The 24,829-nt window shown below is 61.9% G+C and carries 21 protein-coding genes; 11 read left to right on the top strand and 10 right to left on the bottom strand.

Translation table 11 applies throughout. The annotated features are described in order from the left end of the window. Positions 1-115 precede the first annotated feature (115 nt). The 4 genes from GH665_RS27010 to gabD all read left to right on the top strand — a co-directional run bounded on the left by GH665_RS27010 (position 116) and on the right by gabD (position 6,331). Entirely contained in the window at positions 116-1,399 is a 1,284-nt protein-coding gene (locus GH665_RS27010) for a 4-aminobutyrate--2-oxoglutarate transaminase (protein ID WP_153140312.1), read from the top strand. A 230-nt stretch (positions 1,400-1,629) separates the two neighbouring features. Then, positions 1,630-3,176 (top strand): IS3 family transposase gene (locus tag GH665_RS27005; protein ID WP_425496036.1). Its coding sequence is split into 2 segments (ribosomal slippage): positions 1,630-2,095 and positions 2,095-3,176, totalling 1,548 coding nucleotides; the frame shifts between segments, so codons are not numbered across the junction. Between the two features lie 101 nt (positions 3,177-3,277). Further along, entirely contained in the window at positions 3,278-4,348 is a 1,071-nt protein-coding gene (locus tag GH665_RS27000; RefSeq protein ID WP_153137766.1) for an IS30 family transposase, read from the top strand. A 522-nt stretch (positions 4,349-4,870) separates the two neighbouring features. Continuing rightward, positions 4,871-6,331 (top strand): NADP-dependent succinate-semialdehyde dehydrogenase, encoded by a 1,461-nt coding sequence (gabD, locus tag GH665_RS26995; RefSeq protein ID WP_153140311.1) that lies wholly within the window; start codon positions 4,871-4,873, stop codon positions 6,329-6,331. Between the two features lie 78 nt (positions 6,332-6,409). Here gabD and GH665_RS26990 read toward each other — a convergent pair whose 3' ends face one another. The 4 genes from GH665_RS26990 to mdlC form a co-directional block, all read right to left on the bottom strand. Continuing rightward, complete coding sequence (locus GH665_RS26990) at positions 6,410-7,546, bottom strand: porin (RefSeq protein WP_153140310.1); 1,137 nt, start codon at positions 7,544-7,546, stop codon at positions 6,410-6,412. A 211-nt stretch (positions 7,547-7,757) separates the two neighbouring features. After that, on the bottom strand, positions 7,758-9,029 hold the full coding sequence (locus GH665_RS26985) for an MFS transporter (protein ID WP_246216519.1): 1,272 nt from the start codon (positions 9,027-9,029) through the stop codon (positions 7,758-7,760). 385 nt (positions 9,030-9,414) lie between these two features. Beyond that, complete coding sequence (locus tag GH665_RS26980) at positions 9,415-10,866, bottom strand: aldehyde dehydrogenase (RefSeq protein WP_153140308.1); 1,452 nt, start codon at positions 10,864-10,866, stop codon at positions 9,415-9,417. Positions 10,867-10,920: 54 nt separating this feature from the next. Further along, positions 10,921-12,540: a benzoylformate decarboxylase gene (mdlC, locus tag GH665_RS26975; RefSeq protein WP_153140307.1), complete on the bottom strand. Its 1,620-nt coding sequence runs from the start codon at positions 12,538-12,540 to the stop codon at positions 10,921-10,923. Between the two features lie 103 nt (positions 12,541-12,643). Here mdlC and GH665_RS26970 point away from each other — a divergent pair, with 103 nt between their 5' ends. Beyond that, a complete protein-coding gene (locus GH665_RS26970) occupies positions 12,644-13,552 on the top strand; it encodes a LysR family transcriptional regulator (protein ID WP_153140306.1) in 909 nt (302 codons plus the stop codon). Between the two features lie 152 nt (positions 13,553-13,704). Here the strand turns inward: GH665_RS26970 and GH665_RS26965 are convergent, their stop codons facing one another. Then, positions 13,705-14,019, bottom strand: coding sequence for a DUF4148 domain-containing protein (locus GH665_RS26965; protein WP_106352388.1), 315 nt, complete (start codon positions 14,017-14,019; stop codon positions 13,705-13,707). Positions 14,020-14,167: 148 nt separating this feature from the next. Continuing rightward, complete coding sequence (locus GH665_RS26960; RefSeq protein ID WP_153140305.1) at positions 14,168-15,184, bottom strand: GlxA family transcriptional regulator; 1,017 nt, start codon at positions 15,182-15,184, stop codon at positions 14,168-14,170. Between the two features lie 425 nt (positions 15,185-15,609). Here GH665_RS26960 and GH665_RS26955 point away from each other — a divergent pair, with 425 nt between their 5' ends. From GH665_RS26955 to GH665_RS26935, 5 genes are all read left to right on the top strand, one after another. Next, positions 15,610-16,563 (top strand): choline ABC transporter substrate-binding protein, encoded by a 954-nt coding sequence (locus GH665_RS26955; protein WP_153140304.1) that lies wholly within the window; start codon positions 15,610-15,612, stop codon positions 16,561-16,563. A 96-nt stretch (positions 16,564-16,659) separates the two neighbouring features. After that, positions 16,660-17,589, top strand: a complete 930-nt coding sequence (gene cdhC, locus GH665_RS26950; protein ID WP_153140303.1) for a 3-dehydrocarnitine:acetyl-CoA trimethylamine transferase CdhC — start codon at positions 16,660-16,662, stop codon at positions 17,587-17,589. Positions 17,590-17,665: 76 nt separating this feature from the next. Next, the gene (locus GH665_RS26945; protein WP_153140302.1) at positions 17,666-18,631 is read left to right on the top strand and encodes an L-carnitine dehydrogenase; all 966 of its coding nucleotides are present in this window, start codon (positions 17,666-17,668) and stop codon (positions 18,629-18,631) included. Positions 18,632-18,725: 94 nt separating this feature from the next. Then, on the top strand, positions 18,726-19,244 hold the full coding sequence (locus GH665_RS26940; protein WP_153140301.1) for a thioesterase family protein: 519 nt from the start codon (positions 18,726-18,728) through the stop codon (positions 19,242-19,244). After that, positions 19,237-20,196: an alpha/beta hydrolase gene (locus tag GH665_RS26935; RefSeq protein ID WP_153140300.1), complete on the top strand. Its 960-nt coding sequence runs from the start codon at positions 19,237-19,239 to the stop codon at positions 20,194-20,196. The genes GH665_RS26940 and GH665_RS26935 overlap by 8 nt, the downstream gene beginning before the upstream one ends. Before the next feature lie 42 nt (positions 20,197-20,238). Here GH665_RS26935 and GH665_RS26930 read toward each other — a convergent pair whose 3' ends face one another. Beyond that, the gene (locus GH665_RS26930; protein WP_153140299.1) at positions 20,239-21,120 is read right to left on the bottom strand and encodes an alpha/beta hydrolase; all 882 of its coding nucleotides are present in this window, start codon (positions 21,118-21,120) and stop codon (positions 20,239-20,241) included. Between the two features lie 220 nt (positions 21,121-21,340). Next, positions 21,341-22,117: an NAD(P)H-dependent oxidoreductase gene (locus GH665_RS26925; protein WP_153140298.1), complete on the bottom strand. Its 777-nt coding sequence runs from the start codon at positions 22,115-22,117 to the stop codon at positions 21,341-21,343. Between the two features lie 70 nt (positions 22,118-22,187). On the opposite strand from GH665_RS26925, the gene GH665_RS26920 reads away from it, so the two are divergent. Further along, positions 22,188-23,102 carry a LysR family transcriptional regulator gene (locus tag GH665_RS26920; RefSeq protein ID WP_153140297.1) on the top strand — a complete coding sequence of 305 codons (915 nt, stop codon included), beginning with the start codon at positions 22,188-22,190 and terminating at the stop codon, positions 23,100-23,102. A gap of 23 nt (positions 23,103-23,125) precedes the next feature. Here GH665_RS26920 and GH665_RS26915 read toward each other — a convergent pair whose 3' ends face one another. Both GH665_RS26915 and GH665_RS26910 read right to left on the bottom strand, forming a co-directional pair. Then, a complete protein-coding gene (locus GH665_RS26915) occupies positions 23,126-23,830 on the bottom strand; it encodes a hypothetical protein (RefSeq protein ID WP_153140296.1) in 705 nt (234 codons plus the stop codon). 74 nt (positions 23,831-23,904) lie between these two features. Beyond that, positions 23,905-24,786, bottom strand: coding sequence for an aldo/keto reductase family oxidoreductase (locus GH665_RS26910; RefSeq protein ID WP_153140295.1), 882 nt, complete (start codon positions 24,784-24,786; stop codon positions 23,905-23,907). Positions 24,787-24,829: the final 43 nt, after the last annotated feature.

Here is a 24,829-nt window from a genome sequence, read left to right as displayed (position 1 = left end):
CCTACTTTTTTATTGAAATGGCTCTGAAATTAAGAGCCAAATCTCATTATAGTCGCTGCATGTGCTGCGTTGAGCACGCAGTCCCCTGCAAAATCGAGGAGCCAAGGAGATAACCATGAAGAATGCTGACCTGAAGAGCCGTAAAGACGCCGCCACGCCGCGCGGCGTCGGGGTGATGTGCGATTTCTACGCTGAGCGCGCCGAAAACGCCGAGTTGTGGGACGTCGAGGGGCGCCGCTTCATCGATTTCGCCGCGGGTATTGCCGTGTGTAACACGGGCCATCGTCACCCGAAGATTCTGGCGGCGATCCGCGACCAGCTCGATCATTTCACGCATACCGCGTATCAGATCGTGCCGTACGCGTCGTACGTCGAACTGGCTGAGAAGATCAACGCGCGTGCGCCGGGCGACTATCCGAAGAAGACTGCCTTCTTCACGACGGGTGCCGAAGCCGTTGAAAACGCGATCAAGATTGCGCGTGCCGCGACGGGCCGTCCGGGCGTGATTGCCTTCACGGGTGGTTTTCATGGCCGCACGATGATGGGCATGGCGCTGACCGGCAAGGTTGCGCCGTACAAGATCGGCTTTGGCCCGTTCCCGGCGGACGTATTCCATGCTCCGTTCCCGAATCCGCTGCATGGCGTGACGACGGCTGATTCGTTGAAGGCGATCGAGTTTCTGTTCAAGGCCGACATTGATCCGAAGCGTGTCGCGGCGATCATTTTCGAACCGGTTCAGGGCGAAGGCGGTTTCTACCCGGCGCCGGCCGAGTTCGTGCGTGCGTTGCGCAAGCTGTGCAATGAGCATGGCATTTTGCTGATCGCCGACGAAGTGCAGACGGGTTTTGCCCGTACCGGCAAGTTGTTTGCCATGCATCACTACGACGTGGTGCCTGATCTGATGACGATGGCCAAGAGCCTGGCAGGCGGCATGCCGTTGTCGGGTGTGGTTGGGCGTGCCGATCTGATGGATGCGGCGGCGCCTGGCGGTCTGGGTGGCACCTATGCGGGCAACCCGCTGGCGATTGCGTCCGCGCATGCTGTGCTCGATATCATCGATGAGGAGAAGCTCTGCGAGCGGGCTACCGTTTTGGGCGATCGCGTCAAGGCGAAGCTGATCGCGCTGCAGAGCGAAGTTCCGCAGATCGCCGATGTGCGTGGGCCAGGCGGGATGGTTGCTGTTGAATTCTGCAAGGCCGGTGGGACCGAGCCGGATGCTGAGTTCACCAAGCGGGTGCAGGCGCTGGCGCTTGAGCGTGGGTTGCTGTTGCTCGTTTGTGGTGTTTATTCGAACGTGGTTCGGTTCCTGTTCCCGCTTACGATTCAGGATTCTGTTTTTGATGAGGCTATGGGGATTCTTGAAGCGGTGCTTAAGGAGAATGTTGCTGTAGCTGTGTGATCAGGGTTTGGGCCTGGTCGGCGGGTTTGTTGTCTGGTTTTTTTTGGCGTTGCCCGTTTGGTCTTTTTGCCTTTTGGTCTTTTGGCCTTTCCTTGCTGTGTTAGTGGTCTATTAGCGTTCCCCCTGTGCGGGGGAGCACCTACTTTTCTTTGCCAGCCCTCCATGTCAGGCTAGTTGTCGCCTCACTCGAACGATTGATGTAAAGATGGAGGGCGGACAGCGAATGGAATATGAGACGCTATTCAGCAGAGACGCGGGAATGGGTAGTCAAACAGATGATGCCGCCGTTCAATCGTGCGGTCATCGAGCTGGCAGGGGCGACGGGCATCACGACGGTGACACTGCGTGCCTGGCGGCAGAGCGCGAGACAGGCTGGGGGATTCATGCCGGGCAATGGCAAGACAAGCGATCAATGGTCGAGCGCCGACAAGTTCAGGGTGGTGCTGGAGACGGCATCGCTGAACGAGGTGGAGACCTCAGAATACTGCCGTAGCAAGGGCATTTATCCGGAGCAGATCCGGCAGTGGCGTCAGGCGTGCGAGCAGGCCAACGTGCCGGAGGCGAAACTCACGGCTGCCCAGCGCAAGGAAGTGAAGGCTCACCAGAAGCGCATCCGTGAACTGGAGCGCCAGCTCAAGCGCAGCGATGCGGCCCGTGCGGAGGCGGCGGCGTTGCTGAACCTGCGAAAAAAAGCCGACGCGATCTGGGGCAAGGAAGAGGAAGACTGATCAGCAGCCCGGATCGCGATGAAGCCATGCAGTTGATCGATGAAGCCGTACGGCAAGGGGCATGCCGCTCGCGAGCATGCGAGCAGTTGGGGCTCAGCATACGCAGTGTCCAGCGCTGGCGCCTGTTGCCGCATGACGGGCGCACTCAGGTGAAGCGTGCAGCGCCGCCCAACAGGCTGAGTGAAGCCGAGCGGCAGGCCGTACTCGATGCGGCCAACCGCCCGGGCTACGCGAGCCTGACGCCGCACCAGATCGTGCCGAAACTGGCCGATGAGGGGGTTTATCTGGCTTCCGAATCGACGTTCTACCGGGTGCTGAAAGCGGCAGGACAGGGCCAGCGCCGGGGCCGCGCGCGTGCCCCGCAACGACGCACGCTCACGACGCATTGTGCCGATGGTCCGAATCAGGTGTGGTGCTGGGATATCACCTGGATGCCGACCACGGTAAGGGGCCGGTACTTCTACTGGTACATGATGAAGGACATCTACAGCCGCAAGCTGGTGATGAACGAGGTCTGGGAGCAGGAGTCGGCCGAGCACGCGAGCGTGCTGCTGGCCAAGGGGTGTCTGCGTGAAGGCGTCGCCGGGCGTCCGCTGGTGCTGCACTCTGATAACGGCAGTGCAATGAAAGGCGCCACCATGCGCGCGGCGATGATCGATCTGGGTGTGCAGCCTTCGTTCAGCCGGCCGCGTGTGAGCAACGACAACGCTTTTGCCGAATCGCTGTTCCGAACGGCGAAGTACTGTCCGTTGTGGCCAGAGCAGCCGTTCGACACGCTGGAGGCGGCTCGGCAATGGGTGCAGCGCTTCGTGCAGTGGTACAACGAAGAGCACTGTCACAGCGGTCTGAAGTATGTCAGCCCGGGCCAACGTCACCGGGGCGAAGCCAGTGACCTGCTGGCCCGACGGCGAGCGCTGTACCGGAGCGCACGCATGCGAAACCCGGCGCGCTGGTCAGGAGCTATCCGGAACTGGCATCTGGCAGACGCGGTCTATCTGAATCCGGAACGAACCTCGGCCTCGACCCAAATGTACAGGCAGGCAGCGTAACGGTTCACGCGACAACTACCTTGACACACACCGCCAGCCGCAAAGAAAAGTAGGGGCGGTTTCAAAATACAAGTGCAACAGCCTCAGTTAGGATGCGTTGCATGGGAAAAATATACGAACATCTGAGCGTCGAAGAGCGCGGCGTGATCTTTGCGATGAAGATGGAGAATCGCAAATCAAGCGAGATTGCGCTCGCTTTGCAGCGCTCGCGCAGCACGATCAGTCGGGAGTTGAGGCGCAATAACTGGAAGCCGAAGCACGAACGCGGCGCACTGGGCAGGCCGCCGGTTGCGGGTGGATACAATGCAACATTGGCCGGGCGCAGGGCTGCACAGCTTCGTCATAAGCCGCGTCGCGAACGCAAGCTACAGCCTGAAGGAGCCCTGTGGGCTGAAGTGCGTCAGCATCTGGACGAGTGTCACTCGCCCGAACAGATTTCTGCCGAACTCAAACGTACCCATCCAGACGAACCTGCCTTGAATGCCTCACACGAAACCATCTACAACGCCATCTACGCCATGCCGCGTGGAGAACTCAAGCGCGAGTTGGTGGGTCTGTTAAGACAGGGGCGTAGCACGCGCAAGCCGCGCACGCGAGGCGAAGACCGACGGGGCAAACTGGTCGATATGGCTAGCATCCATATCCGGCCTCCGGAGGCCAATGAGCGGCGGATTGCCGGACATTGGGAGGGGGATCTGATCAAGGGTGCGGGCAACCGTTCGGCAGTGGGCACACTGATCGATCGCAGCACGCTGTTCGTGATGCTGGTGAAGATGGAGGACAGCACCGCCGAAGCCGCGCTCAAGGCGTACAGTGCGGCGTTTGCGCCGCTCGATCCGGATTTGCTGAAGACCCTGACTTACGATCAGGGCAAGGAAATGGCGCTACACAAGAAGCTGGCCGAAACAACCGGTATCAAGGTGTATTTCTGTGATCCGCATAGTCCCTGGCAACGCGGTATCTGCGAGAACACCAATGGGTTGCTGCGCCAGTTCCTGCCGAAGGGCGTGGACCTGTCAAAGTTCACGCAGCGCGAACTCGATGCCATCGCGCTGAACCTGAATCGGCGACCTCGCAAAACACTCGGCTGGCGCCGGCCCGGCGAGGTCTTCATTGATAACTGCGCCAGACAGGGAATTGTTATCGACCCGGCTGTTGCACTTGGTATTTGAAACCGCCAGGCAAAAGAAAGCGGCTCAAACCGCTAGCTCATAAGCGGGTCCCCTAGCTTGGAGGGGGTAGTGGTGCATCTGGAATCTGTCGCCTCGCACATTCGGCGTTAGTGACAAGGCAGTCATACCTCCGGCGGCCTGCGCCGCCGAAACCCGGTTTCGAAAACCATCAGTTATGCAAAGCGCTGACCAGGTTTCCCAGGCAGACCCATCCGCGACGCATGCAGTGCGGAGTGGGAGCTGATGAGTCCTTTGTCAACGGCGCGGAGTGTGCGTGGGCACGGATTCCAGATGCACCACTACCCCCTCCAAGCCAGGGGACCCGCTTATGAGCTAGCGGTTTGAGCCGCTTTCTTTTGCCTACTTTTCTTTGCGGCTGGCAAAGAAAAGTAGGTGCCCCCCGCACAGGGGGAACGCTAATAGACCACTAACACAGCAAGGAAAGGCCAAAGAGCCAGATCAACAACAAAACCGCCGAGCAGGCCCAACCCTTAAAACTTCAAACCCTGGAGCAAAACCCAAATGCCAACGCTAGCCCTGCAAGACCCCACTCTTCTAAAAACCCAAGCCTACATAGCAGGCGAATGGCAACCCGCCGACGACGGCGCCACCTTCGAAGTAAAAAACCCAGCCACCGGCGAAACAATCGCCACCGTGCCCCGCATGGGCACAACCGAAACCCGCCGTGCAATCGACACGGCCAACGCAGCATGGCCGGCATGGCGTGCCACCACCGCCAAACACCGCGCCACGATCCTGCGTAAATGGCATGACCTGATGCTGGAAAACGCCGACGATCTGGCGAAAATCCTCACCACCGAACAAGGCAAACCGCTAGCGGAAGCCAAAGGCGAAATCCTCTACGCCGCGTCGTTCCTCGAATGGTTCGCGGAAGAAGGCAAACGCGTCAACGGCGATACCATCCCCACGCCGGCAGGCGACAAGCGCATCGTCGTAACGAAAGAACCAATCGGTGTCTGCGCGGCCATCACGCCGTGGAATTTCCCGGCAGCCATGATCACCCGTAAAGTCGGCCCCGCACTCGCCGCCGGTTGCCCAATCATCGTCAAACCGGCCGAAGCCACGCCCCTGTCGGCACTCGCCCTCGCCGCGCTCGCGGAACGCGCCGGTGTGCCGCGCGGCGTATTCAATGTCGTCACCGGCGAGCCGAAAGCAATCGGCGCCGAAATGACCGGCAACCCGATCGTGCGCAAACTGTCCTTCACCGGCTCGACACCAGTGGGCCGTCTGCTGATGGCGCAGTGCGCGCCGACAGTCAAGAAAGTGTCGCTCGAACTCGGTGGCAACGCACCGTTCATCGTCTTCGAAGACGCGGATCTGGATGCGGCCGTCGCGGGCGCCATCGCGTCGAAGTATCGCAATAGCGGTCAGACCTGCGTCTGCACGAATCGCTTCTATGTGCACGATAAAGTCTATGACGCGTTCGCCGAAAAGCTGCGCGTTGCCGTCGAGCAACTCAAGGTCGGCCGCGGCACCGAAGATGGCGTCACGCAAGGTCCGCTGATCAACGAAGCCGCCGTGCTCAAGGTCGAGTCGCATATCGAAGACGCACTCGCCAAAGGCGCGCGCATCGTCACCGGCGGCAAACGCCATGCGCTCGGCCACGGCTTCTTCGAGCCGACCGTGCTCGCGGACGTCACGCCGGCCATGAAGGTCGCGCGCGACGAAACCTTCGGGCCGCTCGCGCCGCTGTTCCGCTTCTCGTCGGACGAAGAAGTGATCCGCCTCGCCAACGATACGGAATTCGGCCTCGCGTCGTACTTCTATAGCCGCGATATCGGCCGCGTCTGGCGCGTCGCGGAAGCACTCGAATATGGCATGGTCGGCATCAACACCGGATTGATTTCCAACGAAGTCGCACCGTTCGGCGGCGTCAAACAATCCGGTCTCGGCCGCGAAGGATCGCACTACGGTATCGACGACTACGTCGTAATCAAGTACATGTGCGTCGGCGGGATCTAACGCAAAAACGGCAAAAAACGGCCACGTCGGAATCTCCGACGTGGCCGTTTTATCTTGAGTGTGAATGCAGTGCCTTTCTCAGAACGAATGGCGAATGCCGGCCATCACACCAAGTTGCCCAATGCCCGGCGCGGGCGTCGTCCCTCCACCGCCCTGGCTCACCGTATAGGCAGCGTGCGCACTGTTGAACAGATACGCGCCTTGCAGGTACACCGCGGAACGCTTCGACAACAGATACGTGGTGCGTAGCGCGGTGATTGTGCCGCGGGTGTCGTCGGCACGATTGACGATGCGGTACACGCCGCCGTCGAGAATAAACGCCGGGGTCACGTTATAGGACGCGGTCACGTAGTACAGATTCGAGCGCACGTCCGGCAACGCCGGCGACACCGTTTCGACATGACGGCCAAGCCAGCCCGCGCCGAGTTTCACCGGCCCGATGTGTCCATAGCCGTTCAGTTGCATCCGCACGTCCTTGTCTCCGGATTGCGTCAAGGCAAAAGGCGCGGTGCCGTCGTATAGATTCGCGGCCGCGCCTGGGCCGCCACGTTGTTCGTCGTAGGCGCCCGCCACGCCATAGCCGTTCATGTCATAGCGCAGCATCGCCGACCATTCGCGACAACTCTGCGAGCTGCCCGGAATCGACCCTGCGCAGGTGCCCTGCCCCGGTGAATTGCCGGTACCCGCCGAATCGCGGCCGAACGAATACGTTGCGCCGAATGTGAAACCCGAGAACGTACCCTTGTACGCAATCGTGTTGTCGCTACGCGCGCTCGGCATGTACTGATCGAACGACCCGGTGCCGCCGTATATGTCCGGACCGAGCAGGTCGGAATCGAGAATCGCCCAGTACGTCATGGTGTACTGGCGGCCGAAAGTCAGCGTGCCATAGGGGCTCTCGATCCCTACGTAAGCTTGCCGCCCAAACATCCGGCCGCCCTGGTTGAGCGTGCCGCCTTTGGTGTTAAAGCCGCTTTCCAGCACAAACACCACGGACAGCCCACCGCCCAATCCTTCCTTGCCGCGAATCCCCCAGCGCGACGGGAATTCGCCGGTAATGCCTGGCATGCGCACGACGCTATCGCCCGCCGCGTTCGCATGCGTCACCAGTTCGATACCGGTATCGATGATCCCGTATAGCGTCACGCTGCTCTGTGCGAACGACGAGGCGCTGATACCGAGCAGCACGCTGCCCAAAGCGAGTTGGTATTTCATTATCTCCGTGTCTCCTGGACTGGCGCTTTGTATGGACGCGCACCTATCCCGATGCGGCCTATACGCGGCATTTTTTATGTAGCGATACTAATTACAGACGTGGCCATGCCGACCGCTATTCAAGCCGTCCGGCACATTAACGATTGACTGCTTCAGATAGCGGCGATCCGCATCTCATGCCCGATCGCCGCAAGTCAGGACATTGCGTCCCTCAAACACCTGGCCTCGGAATATGGCGCTTGACCACCATCAGCGCGACCATCACGATCAACATCGCGATTCCGAGCATCCACAGGTACGACGATGCCCCGCCGGCCGTAATCACCACCGCACCCGCGAACGCGCTGGCGATCGCACCGAGCCGGCCGAACGCGAGCGCCGACGCGGTACCGGTGGCACGCACACGGGTCGGATAAACATACGCACACAGCGCGAACATCGTTGACTGAACCGCGTTGACGAACAGTCCGTGCACGCCAAGACCGAAGATCAGCAAGCCGGTGTGATCGGAGATATTCACGCCGAGCAGCAGCAACGCGCTCGCCGCGCCACCCGCGCTACAGAGAATCAACGGCCAACGCGAGCCGGTGCGCGCAATCACCGCGGCACACAGCAACGCACCAAGCACGCCGCCCAGGTTGTACGCGGTGAGCCCCGCACCCGCCACCGACACCGACAAGCCCTGCGTGCTCAGCATCGTCGGCAACCAGCTGAAAGCGCTATAGACGGCCAGCAGGCATAAGCAGAACGCGCACCAGATCGCCACCGTATCGGGCGCCAGGCCTTCGCGGAACAGTGCGGTAAAACCCGTGTGTTTCTCGACGGCCTGTTCGCGCGAGTCGGTAAATACGCAGTTGCTTGCGACCGGACGCGACATCCGTCCTAGCAGGCGTTTGAGTTCCGGCCAGCGTTGCGGGTGCCGGGCGAGAAAGCGCGGCGACTCGGGCAACGTGAAGATCAGCAACACGCCGAGCGCGAGCGGCAGCACGCCGCCGATCATGAACAGCCCGCGCCATCCGTACGTCGGCAGAATTTCGTGCGCGAACAATCCCGCCACCATGCCGCCGAGCGGCACGCAGACAATCGTCGCAGTGACGGCCAGGGTGCGGCGGCGAGCCGGCGTAAACTCCGCGGTCATGGTCGTCGAACTCGGCAACGCGCCGCCAATGCCGAGGCCGGCGATAAAACGCAGCACGGCAATCGTCACGATGTCGGGCGCGAAGCAGATACCGCAAGTGGCGGCACCGAACACCACCACGCTGCCGATGACCGCCCAGCGGCGGCCAAAGCGGTCGGCCAGCAACCCGGCACACGCACTGCCGATGCCCATGCCGATCAAACCGGCCGCGACCACCGGCGCAAAAGCCGCGCGCGTGACGCCCCATTCCTTGATGAGCACGGGAATCGCAAAACCGATCAACTGACTGTCGAACCCGTCCAGCACGATCGACAACGCCGCGAGCAACACCACGATCTTCTGCATGGCGGTGTAAGGACCTTCGTCGAGCGCGCGGCCGATGTCGACCGCGTGACGCCCTTCGCCGATTCCCGCGCGATTGCCGGCGAGCGGCGCATCGGCCGAGCCGCTTGCCGCACTGGCCGGGCCGGCCGGTGGTACATAACTGGTCATGCAACTGTCTCCTGATGTGTGTGCGCGATCTGAGCGCCGCGCTTTTGCCGTCATGCTCCGGGGTTACGCTTTGGGCTCAGTATGTGAGCGAGCGGCCGGCTTCTGACATTGCCATTTCGAGCAAAAGCCATGACATGTATGCATGGCTTTCGCGGCGCGTATCGTTGCGGCGCTTAACGGCACAAGGACACGCGAGAACACGCGAGAACATGCAGCGTCCGGAACGACACTCGTCCCTTCAGAACGGATAATGACGTGGCGTGGTTTGCACGGTAATCCAGCGCAGATCCGTGAATTCAGCAATGCCCGCCTGCCCGCCGAAGCGTCCAAAGCCGCTGCCCTTCATGCCGCCGAACGGCATTTGCGCTTCGTCGTGAACGGTCGGTCCATTGACGTGACAGATGCCCGATTCGATGCGCCTTGCAACATTCATCGCACGTGCTACATCGCGGCTGAACACCGCCGATGAAAGCCCATACTCGTTGTCATTTGCACAGGCCACGGCTTCGTCTTCGCCATTGACGCGCACAATGCCCTTCACTGGCCCGAACGATTCCTCGCCATAAATACGCATCGCCGGCGTGACGTGATCGAGCAGCGTGGCGGGCATCAGGGTGCTGTCCGCCTTGCCGCCGCAGACGAGCGTGGCGCCTTTGGCCAGCGCGTCGTCGATCAGCGCGTTGCAGCGTTCCACGGTCGCCATATCGACGACCGATCCCAACACCACAGGACCTTTGCGAGGATCGCCGAGCGGCAGGCCGCGTGCCTTCTGCGCGAGCCTCGCGACGAACGGCTCGGCGATCTGTTCGTCGACGATGATCCGCTCCGTCGACATGCAGATCTGCCCGGAGTTGGCGAACGCGCCGAATGCCGCGGCATTGACGGCTGCGTCGAGATCCGCGTCGTCGAGCACGATCAACGGGGCCTTGCCGCCCAGCTCAAGCACCGACGGCTTCAGATAGCGCGCGCAGGTGGCCGCGATAATCTTGCCCACGTGCGTGGAGCCCGTGAAATTGACGCGCCGGACTTTCGAATGGGCAATCAGCGCCTCGACCACGGCGCCGGCATCGGCCGGTGCGTTGGTGACGAAGTTCACCACGCCTTTCGGCAAACCCGCTTCCTGCAGGACTTCGATAATCAGCCCGTGCGTGCCGGGGCAGATTTCCGAGCCCTTCAGCACGACGGTATTTCCACACGCAAGCGGCAACGCGATCGCCCGCACCGCGAGGATCACCGGCGCATTCCACGGCGCGATACCGAGCACGACGCCCGCCGGTTGACGCATGCCCATCGCGAGACTGCCGGGCACGTCGGACGGGATCAACTCGCCGCCAATCTGCGTCGTGAGCGCCGCGGCTTCCCTCAATCCGCCGGCCGCGAGATGGACATTGAAGCCCGCCCACATCGCCGATGCCCCCGTCTCCGCGGCCATCACGCTGGCGAACGCGGCGCTGCGCGCCTCGAGGGCGTGCGCTGCCTTCATCAGCAGCGCGCGGCGCTCGCCCGGTCCGAGCGCGGACCATGCAGGAAATGCCGCTGCCGCCGCATCAGCCGCGGCTACCGCGTCGGCAACCGTGGCGGCGGGAGCCCGCGTCGCGACTTCGCCATCCAGCGGATTGCGGCGCTCGAAGGTGGCGCCGTTACTCGCTTGCACGGCTGCGCCGTTGATCAGCATGGAAATACTCTGCATCGTGTTGTCTCCTGCGGAAAATTGTAGGGATGCGGCCGCGGGGCACGCTTAACGTCAAGCCACAACGACTTCGACGAGCCTCGGTCCGGATGATGCCAATGCCTCGCGCAAAACCTCATGCAGGCGTTCGGCATCGGTCACGCGCGTGCCGTGGCAACCCATGCCCGCGGCCAGCGATACGAAGTCGAGTCCCGGCAGATCGGTGCCTTGTACAGGATCGTCCGGGCCAAAGCCGAATTCCGGCGCGAAGTCCTGCAACGCGGCATAGCGGGAATTGTTCAGGATCACGAATGTGATCGGAAGTTTCATCTGCACGGCGCTGTAGATAGCCTGGATCGAATACATACTGGAGCCGTCGCCGATCAGGCCGATCACGCGCGTGCCGGGTTTCGCCAACGCCACGCCGACAGCCGCCGGCATGCCATAACCGAGGCCGCCGCTATCCATCGTGTAGAAAGTGCCGCTGCGCGTGAACGGCAGATAGTTCTGCATCACCGGCCGCGAACTCGGCGCCTCCTCGACCACGATATCGTCCGCATGGCGCACCTCGGCGAGGGTCTGCAACGCGAAGGCCACCGACATCAACGCAGACGGTTCGGCGCGCGGACGTGCGGCGCGCGGCGCGGGTAACGGGCGCGTTGTCGGCGCCGCGCGCGATAGCAGATCGGCTACGCCCAGGCGAATATTGCCGACCGCCGCGGTGCCGGTCGGCGCCCACGCCGCGATAGCCGGATCGTCGATCAACTGGCACAGCGTTGCACCGGCCGGCAGATGCGGCCCGTGACCTTCGACGTGATACGTGAAGGCCGGTGCGCCGATCACGAAGATCAAATCGTGACCGCCGAGCAGTTCGACGATCTTCTCGCGCATGGCCGGCAGGAAACCGGCGAACAGGCGATGGTCTTCAGGGAACGCGCAACGGCCGGTCATCGGCGCAACGAACACACGGGCATTGTGACGCTCCGCGAGGCTCACCACTTCATCCCAGCCGCCGGCCCGGTCGACTGCGCCGCCCACCACGAAAACCGGCCGCTCACAGGTATCGAGCGCCGCGCCGATCTGCTCCAGCACGAACGGCTCCGGCCGCGCCCCGGTACTGACTACGCGGGCCGGCACCGGCTCCGCCGCGCGGTCCCAATCGTCGACGGGAATCGACACCAGCACCGGCCCGCGCGGCTCCTGCATTGCCACGTAGTAAGCGCGTGCGATCGCCAGCGGCACGTCTTCGGCGCGCGCCGGCTCGATGCTCCATTTGACGTACGGCTTCGGCAATTCGGTGGCCTGGGTCGACGCGAGAAACGGGTCGAACGGCAGAATCGAACGGGCCTGCTGCCCGGCGGTGATCACGATTGGCGTGCGGTTGCGGAATGCGGTGAAGATATTGCCCATCGCATTGCCCACCCCCGCCGCCGAATGCAGATTGACGAATGAAGCGTTGCGGGTGGCCTGCGCATAACCGTCGGCCATGCCGACCACGACCGCTTCCTGCAAACCCAGCACGTAACGGAAATCCTGCGGGAAATCGCGGAACAACGGCAATTCCGTCGAACCCGGATTGGCGAACACCGACGTCATGCCGAGGCGGCGCATGAGATCGATGACGGCGTCGCGCACGGTGAACGGAGTGGATTGAGCGAGTCCCGATGCGTCTGAACGGGGCGCGTTGCTGGTCATGCCTGTCTCCTGTAGATGAGCGCCGTTTCTTGAAGGCCCCATTATCGGAAGCTCGAGGTTAATTGAAAATTGCCTTTTTTGAGAAAAGGCATTACTTTTGCGCATGACTTTCAATCTTCAACAATTGCATGCGTTCGCCACCATTGTGGCGAGCGGCAGCCTTGGCCGTGCTGCGGAAGTGCTGCACGTCACGCAGCCCGCGCTGAGCCGCACCATCAAACGGCTCGAGGATCAGGTCGGCGCGCCGCTGTTCGAACGGCACTCGAAGGGTATGCAGCTTACTGCGATCGGCAGCGCGCTGTTGCCGCACGCCACCCTGCTGCAACGCGAAGCCGATCACGCGCGCGAGGAAATCGACGCGATGCGCGGTCTCGCGAAAGGAACGATTCGCGTCGGCGCGGTGGCGAGCATTGCGACGCTCGTGCTGCCGCTCGCGGTGAGCGGCGTGCTCGCGCGCTGGCCGAATCTGCGTGTGGAGATTATGGAAGGGGTGTGGGACCGTCTTGCGGACAGTCTGATGAAACACGAGATCGATCTCGCGCTCAGCATGGCGGTGCCCGACACGGATGAGATAACCGCGATTGCCGATTGCCGTTGGGAAGACACGAGCTATGTGGTCGCCGCGCTCGATCATCCGCTGCGCAACAAACCCGATTTATCGCTTGCCGACACGCTCGATCAGCAGTGGTGCGTTCCGCCGCGTGGAACGGGTCCGTTCGAGCACATGCAGCATGTGTTTGCCGAGCACGGCTTCGGCATGCCGCAGATCGCTGTCGAGACGCGTTCGATCACGGTGCTGAAAAGCCTCGTGACGCGCGCGGGGTTTCTGAGCTGGATGGCCATGCCGATGTACGACACCGAAAGCGCCGCCGGCGTGTTCGATACGCTGCCGATTCCGGGCCTGGTCGCACGCCGCACGTTGACGGCGTTTCGCCGCCGTCAGGGGATTTTGCCGAGTCCAGCGGTGAAATTGCTGGAGCAACTCAGGCAGTTGACTGCCGTACAGGGCTAAGCGCCCGCGCGAGGCCAAGAAGCCAATTACGTCGTTCAGCGCTCAATTGCAAAGCGGCCCCGCTTTCACATTGATGTGAAGGCGGGGCCGCGGTCCAACAATATCAATCAGCAATCAGGCGGGTGCGAGGCTATCGCTCACACGACCGCTTTTTAGTGCCCGAAGTTTGCAACCGGAACCGAGTACGAGCTCGGCGTCACTTCAGTGCGGCTGCCTGCTTGCGACGAGCCATTCGTGGCCGAACCGTAACCGCTGCCGTTTTGTGCGGCGACGCGCGCTTCGGCTGCCTGAATGTTTGCCGGGTAGTCGTCGACGTTCGCGGTGGCCGGGTTGTAGCCGGCCTTTTCCAGCTGAATCAGTTCAGCGCGGACCTGAGCGCGGGTGACCGGCTGGTTCGATTGCGCAAAAGCCGCGAGCGGCGCAGTGATAAGAGCAGCGATAACAGCAGCTTCGATCAGGGATTTCATGACGACTACCTCCAGAGATTGTTTTTTGCCGCGCCGCAAACGCATTTGTTTGCAGCCAGTGGACACAGTCTAGGAGTCAGTTGACCTAGGGTAAACACCTAATAAGCGAATTCACTGTTGCTAAAAACGGCACAATTGTCGCGAAAGGTCATTGAAAGCTCGCCAATAAAGCCAAGGGCGGCGCTGTCTCGCCTGATGGCAGCCCCGCTCCGCCGTTTCTGCCGCCCGTCACCTGCCGGTCGTTTCTCGGGCTGACGCCGAATCGCGCCCGATACGTTCGGGAAAAATGCGAAGGCGACTCGAACCCGCACGCGACACAAATCGACGTGATCGACATGTCGGTCTGTTGCAGCAACTCGCGCGCGCGGGTGAGGCGCAGTTGCAGATAGAAGTGCGTCGGCGTGTCCTTCAGCGACGCGCAGAACAGCCGCTCCAGTTGCCGCCGCGTCACGCTGATCTCGTCCGCGAGCTGGTCGGGCGTCAGCGGCTCTTCCATATGCTGTTCCATTGCCCCGATCACCTGAATCAGCTTGCGGTTGTGTACGCCGTAACGCGCTGCGATTTCCATGCGCTGATGGTCCGAACGCTGCCGGATCCGGCTCACGACAAACTGCTCCGATACCGCGGAAGCCAACGCCGCGCCATGCTTGCGGCCGATCAGGTCGAGCATCATGTCGATCGACGCCGTGCCGCCCGCGCAGGTGATGCGCCGCGCGCCGATTTCGAACAGCTCCTGGCTTGCGTTCAATGAGGCATAGCGCTCGCGAAACGCCGACAGCGCCTCCCAATGCACGGTCACGCTATCCGCGCCGCTGAGCAGCCCGGCTTCCGCAAGAACGAAGCTGCCCGTATCGATGCCGCCGAGCGTCGCGCCGCCGCGCTCGAGCCGCTTCAGACAATCGCCGAGCTCACGCGTATAGCGAGCGAGCGGCTCGAAGCCCGCGACCACGAATACCGTCTGCGCCTCATCGACGTTCGCGATTGCCGCGTCCGCATTGATCGAAATGCCGTTGCTGGCCGCGACCGGCGCGCCGTCGAGACTCAGAATGCGCCAGCGGTAAAGATCGCCGCGAAAGCGGTTCGCCACGCGCAACGGCTCGACCGCCGACATGAAGCCGATCGCCGAGAAGCCAGGCAACAGCAGGAACGACATATCTTCGGGCATCGTGCACAGACTCGATCAGGGACTTACGGGGGGCACTTAGGGCGCTCAGAGGTGCTTGAGGGACACAAACCGCGGGCGAACCCGGGGATTCCGGGCGAGCGTAGCAAGCAGCGCGCGATGCGGCAAGGCGCACCAAAATTCGCCGGACCCATCGATGCTGCACCGCAATGGCGACCGATGCTGGTTTTCCCTCGTTGTCGCATAGGAGCAAGAACGGGTCGCTGACGGTCGCTTTGGCGGGAATATGGGGCATTAACGTTACGTCACTCGTGCAGCGCGGACGATGCTGAGGTCCAGCTCAGTGCATGACTCAATACCAGATCGCGCAATGCCGCGCCATGCGGCGCAAGTCCGGAGGCCGCCCTGCTTTGCTCGGCGCGGCTGTTTCGAAACACGCTGTTTAACGTGTCAGAAGAGGGAACGTCATGAAGTTACGCGTCAAAGCCTTGCTTGCCTGTCTGGTCTGTCTGGCGGCCGTCACCGCTGCGTCGCCGGTCCTCGCACAGGATCCCGCAACCTGCCGCGCGGTGCATTTTGCCGACATCGGCTGGACCGACATCACGTCGACCACCGCGCTCGCGTCGACCGTATTCGAGGGACTGGGCTATCAGCCCGTGACGACTGTCGCGTCGGTGCCGATTTCGTTCGCCGGCCTGAAGAGCAAACAGCTCGACGTGTCGCTCGGCTACTGGTGGCCCGTGCAGGAAAAGGCGATTGCCCCCTTCGTCGATTCGAAATCGATCCAGGTGCTGCAACCGCCTAACCTGACCGGCGCCAAAGCGACCTTCGCCGTGCCGAGCTACGAATACGACGCAGGCCTGAAGACTTTCGCCGACATCGCGAAACACCGCGACCAGCTCGACGGCAAGATCTATGGCATCGAACCTGGCAGCAGCGCAAACGCAGCAATTCAGAAAATGATCGCCAGCAATCAGTTCGGCCTCGGCGGTTTCAAGCTGATCGAATCGAGTGAAGCGGGCATGCTGGTGTCGGTGGATCGCGCCATTCGCGAGAAGAAATGGGTGGTGTTTCTCGGCTGGGAACCGCACCCCATGAACATCCAGATCGACATGAAATACCTCACCGGGAGTGACGGCGTATTTGGTCCGAACGACGGCGAGGCACGTGTCTATACGCTGACGTCCCCCGACTATCTGACGCGTTGTCCGAACGCGGGCAAGCTCGTGAGCAATCTGCGCTTTTCGACGCAGCTTGAGAACGTGGTGATGCAATCGGTGATGAACAAGGAGAAACCCGCCGATGCCGCCAAAGCGTATCTGAAGAAGAACCCGCAAGTGCTCGATGCATGGCTTGCCGGCGTGAAGACCTACGACGGTAAGGACGGCTTGCCGGCAGTGAAAGCCTATCTCGGACTTTGATGGGGCCGCCTAGGTGGACCGGCCAGGTGTGGTCGCCAGTTGGCGGCCGCCTCAATCCATCGAGTTGCACATCTCAATCCACAGGAACCAGCACGCATGAATCATGAAGTCATCGTGACCTGCGCGGTCACCGGCGCGGGCGATACGGTCGGCAGGCATCCGGCCATTCCCGTTACACCGAAGCAGATCGCCGAAGCCGCTATCGAAGCCGCGAAGGCCGGCGCAACCGTTGCTCACTGCCACGTGCGCGATCCGAAGACCGGCCGCGGCAGCCGCGATCCGCAGTTGTATCGCGAGGTTGTCGACCGGATCCGTTCGTCGGGCACCGACGTGATCATCAACCTGACGGCGGGCATGGGCGGCGATCTCGAGATCGGTCCTGGTGAAGATCCGCTGCGCTTCGGCGCGGGCACGGACCTCGTCGGCGGTTTGACGCGGCTCGCGCACGTCGAAGAACTGCTGCCGGAAATCTGCACGCTCGATTGCGGCACGCTCAATTTCGGCGACGGCGACTACATCTATGTGTCGACTCCCGCGCAATTGCGCGCCGGCGCGCAGCGTATCCAGGAACTTGGCGTCAAGCCGGAACTGGAGATCTTCGATACCGGGCATCTGTGGTTCGCGAAGCAATTGCTCAAGGAAGGCTTGCTCGACGCGCCGCCGCTGTTTCAGATCTGCCTCGGTATTCCATGGGGCGCCCCCGCCGACACCACGACGATGAAAGCGATGGCCGACAGCCTGCCGCCTGGCGCGCAATGGGCCGGTTTCGGCATTGGCCGCATGCAGATGCCGATGGTCGCGCAGGCGATGCTGCTGGGCGGCCACGTGCGCGTCGGTCTCGAAGACAACATCTGGCTCGACAAAGGCGTCCACGCAACGAACGGCACGCTGGTGCAACGCGCGGTCGAGATCATCGAACGGCTCGGCGGCCGTGCACTGACACCCGCGGAGGGGCGCCGCAAACTCGGCTTGCCTGCGCGCGGCGAGCGGCAACTGGAGCGGCGTGCGGCGGGACAGTACGCATGAGCATGCCGCTTGTCCGTTGCGCCGGATAGCGTGCGCTGCGGTACCTGAGAACTCATAGGCAAAGGAAATATCAGCAATGGCAGTGATCGTCGATATCAAAACATTTGCGGCAATCGGCGCGGGCGTGATCGGCAGCGGCTGGGTGGCGCGCGCGCTTGCGCATGGGCTCGACGTCGTCGCCTGGGACCCCGCTCCCGGAGCGGAAAAACAGTTGCGCGAGAACATCGCGAACGCGTGGCCAGCGTTGGAGCGTGTCGGTCTTGCTGCGGGCGCAGCGCCGGAGAGGTTGCGTTTCGTCGCTACGATCGAAGCCTGTGTCGAGCAGGCGGACTTCATTCAGGAGAGCGCGCCCGAACGCGAGGAATTGAAGCTCGCCCTGCATGAGCAGATCAGTCGTGCAGCAAAGCCGGATGCGATCATCGCTTCGTCCACGTCCGGCCTGCTGCCGAGCGATTTCTATGCACGGGCGGTAAATCCGCAGCGTTGCATCGTCGGCCATCCGTTCAACCCGGTGTATCTTCTGCCGCTCGTCGAAGTGGTGGGCGGAGAACTCACCGCGCCGGCGACCATCGACGCCGCGATGCAGATTTACCGCTCACTGTCGATGCGGCCGCTTCTCGTTCGCAAGGAAGTACCCGGTTTTATCGCCGACCGTCTGCTCGAAGCGTTGTGGCGCGAAGCGCTGCATCTGGTCAATGAAGGCGTGGCGACCACCGGTGAAATCGACGACGCGATCCGCTTCGGCGCAGGCATCCGCTGGTCGTTCATGGGCACGTTCCTGACATACACGCTGGCGGGCGGCGACGCGGGCATGCGCCACTTCATGCAGCAGTTCGGACCGGCATTGGAGCTGCCGTGGACTAAACTGGTAGCGCCGCGCCTGACCGACGAACTGATCGATCGGGTGGTGGCCGGAACCTCCGAACAGGTTGGGCCGCGCTCGATCAAGCAGCTTGAACGCTATCGTGACGATTGCATTACGAGCGTGCTGGCAGCGATCGAGGAAGCCAAAGCGCGGCATGGCTTGCTTCCCGCGGAGTGACGCGGCCGGGTGCCGGCAAGCATACCGCTGCGCAGGCCGCTTGCGCTCCAGCAGCGGCCCATGCAACTCATATTGATGAAGGAGACGTTTGCCCATGCCGGATCACGCTCCACTACCCCACTATCGCGATACCGTGCGCGCTGAATGGGTCGATTACAACGGCCACTTGCGCGACGCGTTCTACATGCTGATTTTCAGCTTCGCGACTGACGCGTTGATCGACATAATCGGACTGCCCGATCCGGTGCGCAAGGAACGCGGCCGCTCGATCTATACGCTCGAAGCGCATATCAACTACCTGCATGAAATCAAGGAAGGCGTACAGGTTCGCGTCGATATGCGTGTGCTTGGGCATGATGCCAAACGGCTGCACCTTTACCTCGAAATGTTTGCTGACGATGGCGTCGAGCCGGTGGCCGCCGGCGAACAGATGCTGCTGCACGTCGATACCGGTGGTCCGCGCGCTGTTGCCTTCGACCCCGACGTCGAGGCGCGTGTTCGGGCACTGGCACAAGCGCATACTGCGTTGCCGGCGGCCAGGTTTGCGGGCCGCGTGATCGGCTTGCCGGTCAAGACGCCACGCAACGAAACTGAGGGCAGCAAGCATGCTTGAACCGGAGATCGCCGCGTTCATCGAACGAACCGCCGCCATCTATGCAGGGCATTCGACGTCCCTGCCGCCGAGCGAGCAGCGCGCGATTTACGATCGCTATGCGGCGGCGCTCACGCCACCTTTGCCCGCCGACGTGATCGCCGACGACGCTGTGTTCCAGGCGAGCGCCGGGCATCCGATCAGACTGCGGCGCTATCGGAACCGTGGAAAAGCGAGCAGGACACCGGGCGGCACCGTCCTGTACTTTCACGGCGGCGGCTTCGTGCTCGGCTCATTGGAGAGTCATCAGATCGTGACCGCGCGTATTGCCGCGGATACCGGGCTCGATGTGATCGCAGTCGATTACCGGCTGGCGCCTGAACACCGCGCGCCAGCCGCCCATGACGATTGCCTGGAGCTCACGCTGGCCGCATTGAACGGCAGGTTGCCGTTTGATTCTCTAGCGGGAAGCACGCTGCAACTGGCGGGAGATAGCGCCGGCGCCAATCTCGCTGCCAGCGTCGCCATGCGGCTGCGCGACGAAGGCGTTCAGGGCATACGCGGACTTGCACTGGTTTATCCGATGCTCGGCACCGAGCCGCAGATGCCCGCGCGTGAAACCGAAGCGCACGCGCCCATGCTGACGCTGGCAGACGTGCATGCGTTTCGCGATTTATATTGGGGCAAACACGGGAGTGACCACACGCCTTATCCCGCGTGGACGATACCGCTCGATGCGGCGCGCTTCGACCGACTTCCGCCGACGCTTGCCGTCGGTGTCGAACACGATCCGCTACGGGACGATGCAAGAGTATTTGTCGAACGCGTCAACGCGGCCGGTGGACAGGGCCGGTTATGGATTGGAACCGGGCTCGTGCATGGATGCTGGCGCGCGCTCGAGTCGAGCCCCGGCGTAAAGGCATTGCATCGCACGGTCTGCCAGTTTCTAGGCGAGCATTCCGCCATTACGTGACGCCATCAGGCGGGATCGGGCCGGATCGGGCGGAAAGCGTCGTCAGTACAACCATCGATCCACCCTTGGCGGATCGCCCTGTTCACGCCTCACGTCTGCGCCACTGCGCCTGAACGAACTGGCAAAGAACAGCACCTGATATTGCACCGCATTCGACCAGTACTTCCACGTATGTCCGCCTGGCCGCTCCGCATAGTCATGCGGCACGCCCAATTCGACCAGCCGTGCATGCAGCATCCGGTTCGACTGAACAAGCGAGTCATTCACGCCGCAATCGATCGTCAATGCAATATGCGCGTTTGCCAGACTACGGGCGTTTTCAACAATCGCCTCGTTGTTCCAGAAGTCCGCGTGACGCGCCGGATCGCCAAACACCTCGTCGATCCCCGGTTCATCCTCGCACCCGCGGGGATCGACCGCCCCGCTAATACTGCCCGCGGCGCCAAATTCGTCGGGTCGATCCAGCGCGATATGCAATGCGCCGAACCCGCCCATGCTCAAGCCCGTAATCGCGCGTGCCTGGCGCGTCGCAATCGTGCGGAAATGCGTGTCGATATAAGCGACGACTTCAGTACCTATATAGGTTTCGTAACGGCTGCGCGGATCGACGGGGCTATCGATATACCAGCTCTCGTGACCACCGTCCGGCATGACCAGGATCACGTGATAGCGGTCGGCGAGCTTGCCGATATGCGAATTCGCGGTCCAGTCGGTATAGTCGCCACCCGAGCCGTGCAGCAGGTAGACGACCGGGAAGCGATCGCCGGCTTTGCCATGCGTGTATTGGTCCGGCAGCACCACAGTCGCGTCGAATGACTTACGCATGGCCGCACTGGGAATGGCGACCACCCTGGACTGAAACGCCCAGACCGGGTTGGTGAACAGCAGCGTCAGAATGAGCCAGAACACACGGGTCATTTTCATGGTTTGTCGCTCTCCCCCTTTCTATGTGTTCGACGAACACTGTCTGGCATCTGGCGGCAAAACGCTGACGACGACTCTAACAACGACGACTTACAACCAAATTTCAACGAAGCATACGGTCCTGTCAGCTTGGCGCCGCTCCGGGGGAGCCGGAGCGGCCCAAACCGAACCGCGATGCGGCGCTACTCCCTGAAAAGTGAATACAGGGACGGCAACGCATCTATTCAACGTGTGCTGAAAACCCCACCCGGTCCGGTGCAACGTCGGATCGCAAGGTGAGCGCCGGAATGTCATACGCCCCGGCGTTCTGCGGGCGAAATGCGATCGGCGCGGTCTTCCACAGGTTATCGAGTCGTTCTCCGAGCGCGTCACAAATCTCCGAGAACCTCACTGCGTCGATCCGGCTCGTCCGATGGATGACGAACGGCGGCAACACGTCGAAACCGGGGTAATACAGCACCCCGTGCTGAATCGGGAACAACACATCGTCGATCGGCCCGTTGATGCCCCGCGGGCTGTAGTGAGACTCCCACCCGCCTGTTGTCACCATCAGCATGGCCCGCTTGCCGGCCATGGAGCCTTCCCCATAACGGTCACCCCAGCGTGCGTCGGAGTGCTCCCCCATGCCGTACGCGAAACCATAGGCATAGACACGCTCCACCCAGCCTTTCAGGATCGCCGGCATCGAGAACCACCACAGCGGAAACTGCAGAATCACCGCATCCGCCCACTTCAGCTTGTCCTGCTCGAGTGCGATGTCCTGACTTTGCCGCCCGTCGCTGAAGGCACGTTTCGAATCGAGAGAAGGATCGAAACGCGCGCCGGGTTGCGTATCCAGACTGTCGTTTGCATCGAGCGATGCTTTCCAGTTCATGGCGTACAGATCGGAGACCTGAACGACGTGCCCGGCATCCTCGAGACGTTTTACCGAAAAATCCTTGAGCGAGCCGTTCAGCGACCGGGGTTCCGGGTGTGCATAGACGAGAAGAACATTCATGACCTGAGCTCCGTTGCCAGAAAACGATACGATAGGTCTGTGTCCGGTATATTGGAAATGAATTACCAATATGTCAGGTATTGCCATGAATAATCTCAGAAGATTGGACCTCAACCTGCTCGTCACGCTCGATGTTCTGCTATCGGAACATAACGTGACCCGTGCGGCGGAACGCCTGAACTATTCTCAACCATCGGTGAGCGTGCATCTTGCCAAGCTGCGGGATATCTTTGGCGACCCCTTGTTGCTGCCGGGACCTCGCGGCATGCGCCCCACCGCGCGGGCCGAGGAACTGCGTGAACCTTTGCGCCAGGCGCTCGACGCACTTGAGCACGCGGTGGCGCCGGCCAGTCCATTCAATCCGGCCGAAGCAAACCATACATGGCGCGTGGCCGCTACCGACTACGCCGAATCGACGATTCTGTTACCCATGCTCGCCCGTTTGCGCGCAGCGGCGCCCGGTACCCGGCTTGCGATCGTGGAGGCTGTTCCACCTCGCATCGCAAAGCAGGCGGAACAGGGCGACATCGATCTGGCCTTCCATACCAGCGAAGGCGCGCCGCCCGGATTACGCCGGCGGGTGCTGTTCAAGGAGCGCTACGTACTGGTAGGCCGCGCGGATCACCCACGTCTGAAGCGACGGCCAGCGCTCGCGCAGTTCTGCAAACTGGAGCACGTGATCGTCTCTCCGGACGGCGGCGGGTTTAGCGGCGTCACGGATGACGCGCTAGCCGAGGTGGGTCTCGCGCGCAGGGTCGTACTCTCGGTCCCGCACTTCCTGTTCATGAAGGCGGTTCTGGCGGACACCGACCTCGTGGCGATGCTGCCTGCGCGCCTGGTGCGTGGCAACAGCGCGCTCAAGATCGTCGAGGCGCCGGTTGAAGTGCCGGGTTACGAAATGGCGATGCTCTGGCATGAACGCTCCCATCGCGACCCGGCGCATCAATGGCTGCGGGACTGCATCGCGGAGTCAGTGGCAACGTGAAAAGCGCGAGGGAGTTCCGCTGCCTAGGTCGAGGTCAGCGCAATGAACGGTTGAAAAAAAACGTGTGTCGCCGCGTGCGCGGCAACCGCCACGCTTAGACCGTAGCGCCGGTACAGGTACACCCACAAGATACCCGGCGCAAAAAAACGCAACGTGTCATAAATAAACGTGGAAGCGTGAAACGGCACATTGATCGCCAGGTTGAGTGCATGCGCAAGGATCAAGCCCAACCAGTACGCCCCGGGCGCAATCGCACCGTCATGACGCCATACGCGGCCGATCAGGAACACGAATACCGAGCCGAAAAAAAGCTGATAGACGATGCCCTCATTCACGCTGCGTAACACGTAGTAAATCAAACGTACCCACAGCGAGATGCCCAGCAAGGATTCCGCGGCATTGCCTGTCAACTGCGCGCGAAAAACGGCATCGAGAAGCAGCAGATATGCCGCGACCAACACGCCGACAATGAGCGAAACCCACATGGGATGCCTCAGCCCATGCGGCATGATTTCAAGCCCGCAACACCGCGCGCAGTAGAGTCCGGCGACGCCAAAGACGAGCATTAACAGTACTCGCACCGCGGGGGGATACACGCTTGCGTGAGCGAACGGGAAGAACGGCGGTACGAACGCGACAATTGCCGCGCCGACGACCAACAAAGCGGTCAGAACTATGTCACGCGCAGTGATGCGGTAAGCCGTGAAACTCGGCGCGGTCTCTTTCATCGTATCCCCTGGTCGGCGCAGAACGGGTTGAGCCACGCTTGTACCACCGTTTGCGCCCGCTTTGCTATCCGGGTCTATTTTCCCTCATTCCCCGCGCCGATCGCGTCCAGTTCAGCGAGTACCTCGTCGGTCAGACTCAAGCGCGCCGCCTGCATGTTCTCGCGCAGATGTCCGAGCGACGACGTGCCCGGAATCAGCAGAATGTTGGCTGCGCGGTGGAGAAGCCATGCAAGCGCCACCTGCATGGGCGTCGCACCGATCCGTTGCGCGACCGTCGACAGCGCCGAAGACTGGATCGGCGTGAATCCGCCAAGCGGGAAGAACGGCACATAAGCAATCCCCTGCCGCGCCAGGTCATCGACCAGTGCGTCGTCTTCGCGATGAACCAGGTTGTAGTGATTCTGTACGCAGACAATCTCCGCGATTCTCTGGGCCTCAGCCACCTGCGTGGCCGTCACGTTGCTCAAGCCAATCTGGCGAACCAGCCCCCGCTGTTGCAATTCAGCAAGCGCCGCGACCTGCTTTTCAATCGATCCTTCGGCGGGTGCATGCATGCTGCCCATGATTCGCATATTGACGACGTCGAGCGCATCGACGCGAAGATTGCGCAGATTGTCGTGAACCCCGCGCTCGATATCTTCCGGTTGGATCGCCGGCAGCCACGAGCCATCGTCACCACGGACCGCACCCACCTTGGTGACGATCAGGAGGTCGTCCGGGTAGGGATGCAGCGCTTCGCGAATCAACTGGTTGGTGATGTGAGGGCCGTAGAAATCGCTCGTATCGATGTGATTGACGCCCGAGGCCACCGCTTCGCGCAGCACCGCGATCGCCGCGTCACGATCTTTTGGTGGTCCGAATACGCCGGGGCCGGCCAGTTGCATGGCGCCATAGCCCATGCGTTGCACGAGATGGCCGGCCAGCGGAAATGTGTCTGTGGGATTGAAGTTCGACATAGTGCGCTCCTTGATGTGAGGGGTTGAGCGGCAGTATGGCGAC

It is taken from the genome of Paraburkholderia agricolaris (assembly GCF_009455635.1).
Taxonomy (GTDB): Bacteria; Pseudomonadota; Gammaproteobacteria; order Burkholderiales; family Burkholderiaceae; genus Paraburkholderia; species Paraburkholderia agricolaris.
The sequence above is the reverse complement of the archived record's forward strand: the minus strand, read 5'-3'. Positions and strand labels throughout refer to the sequence as shown.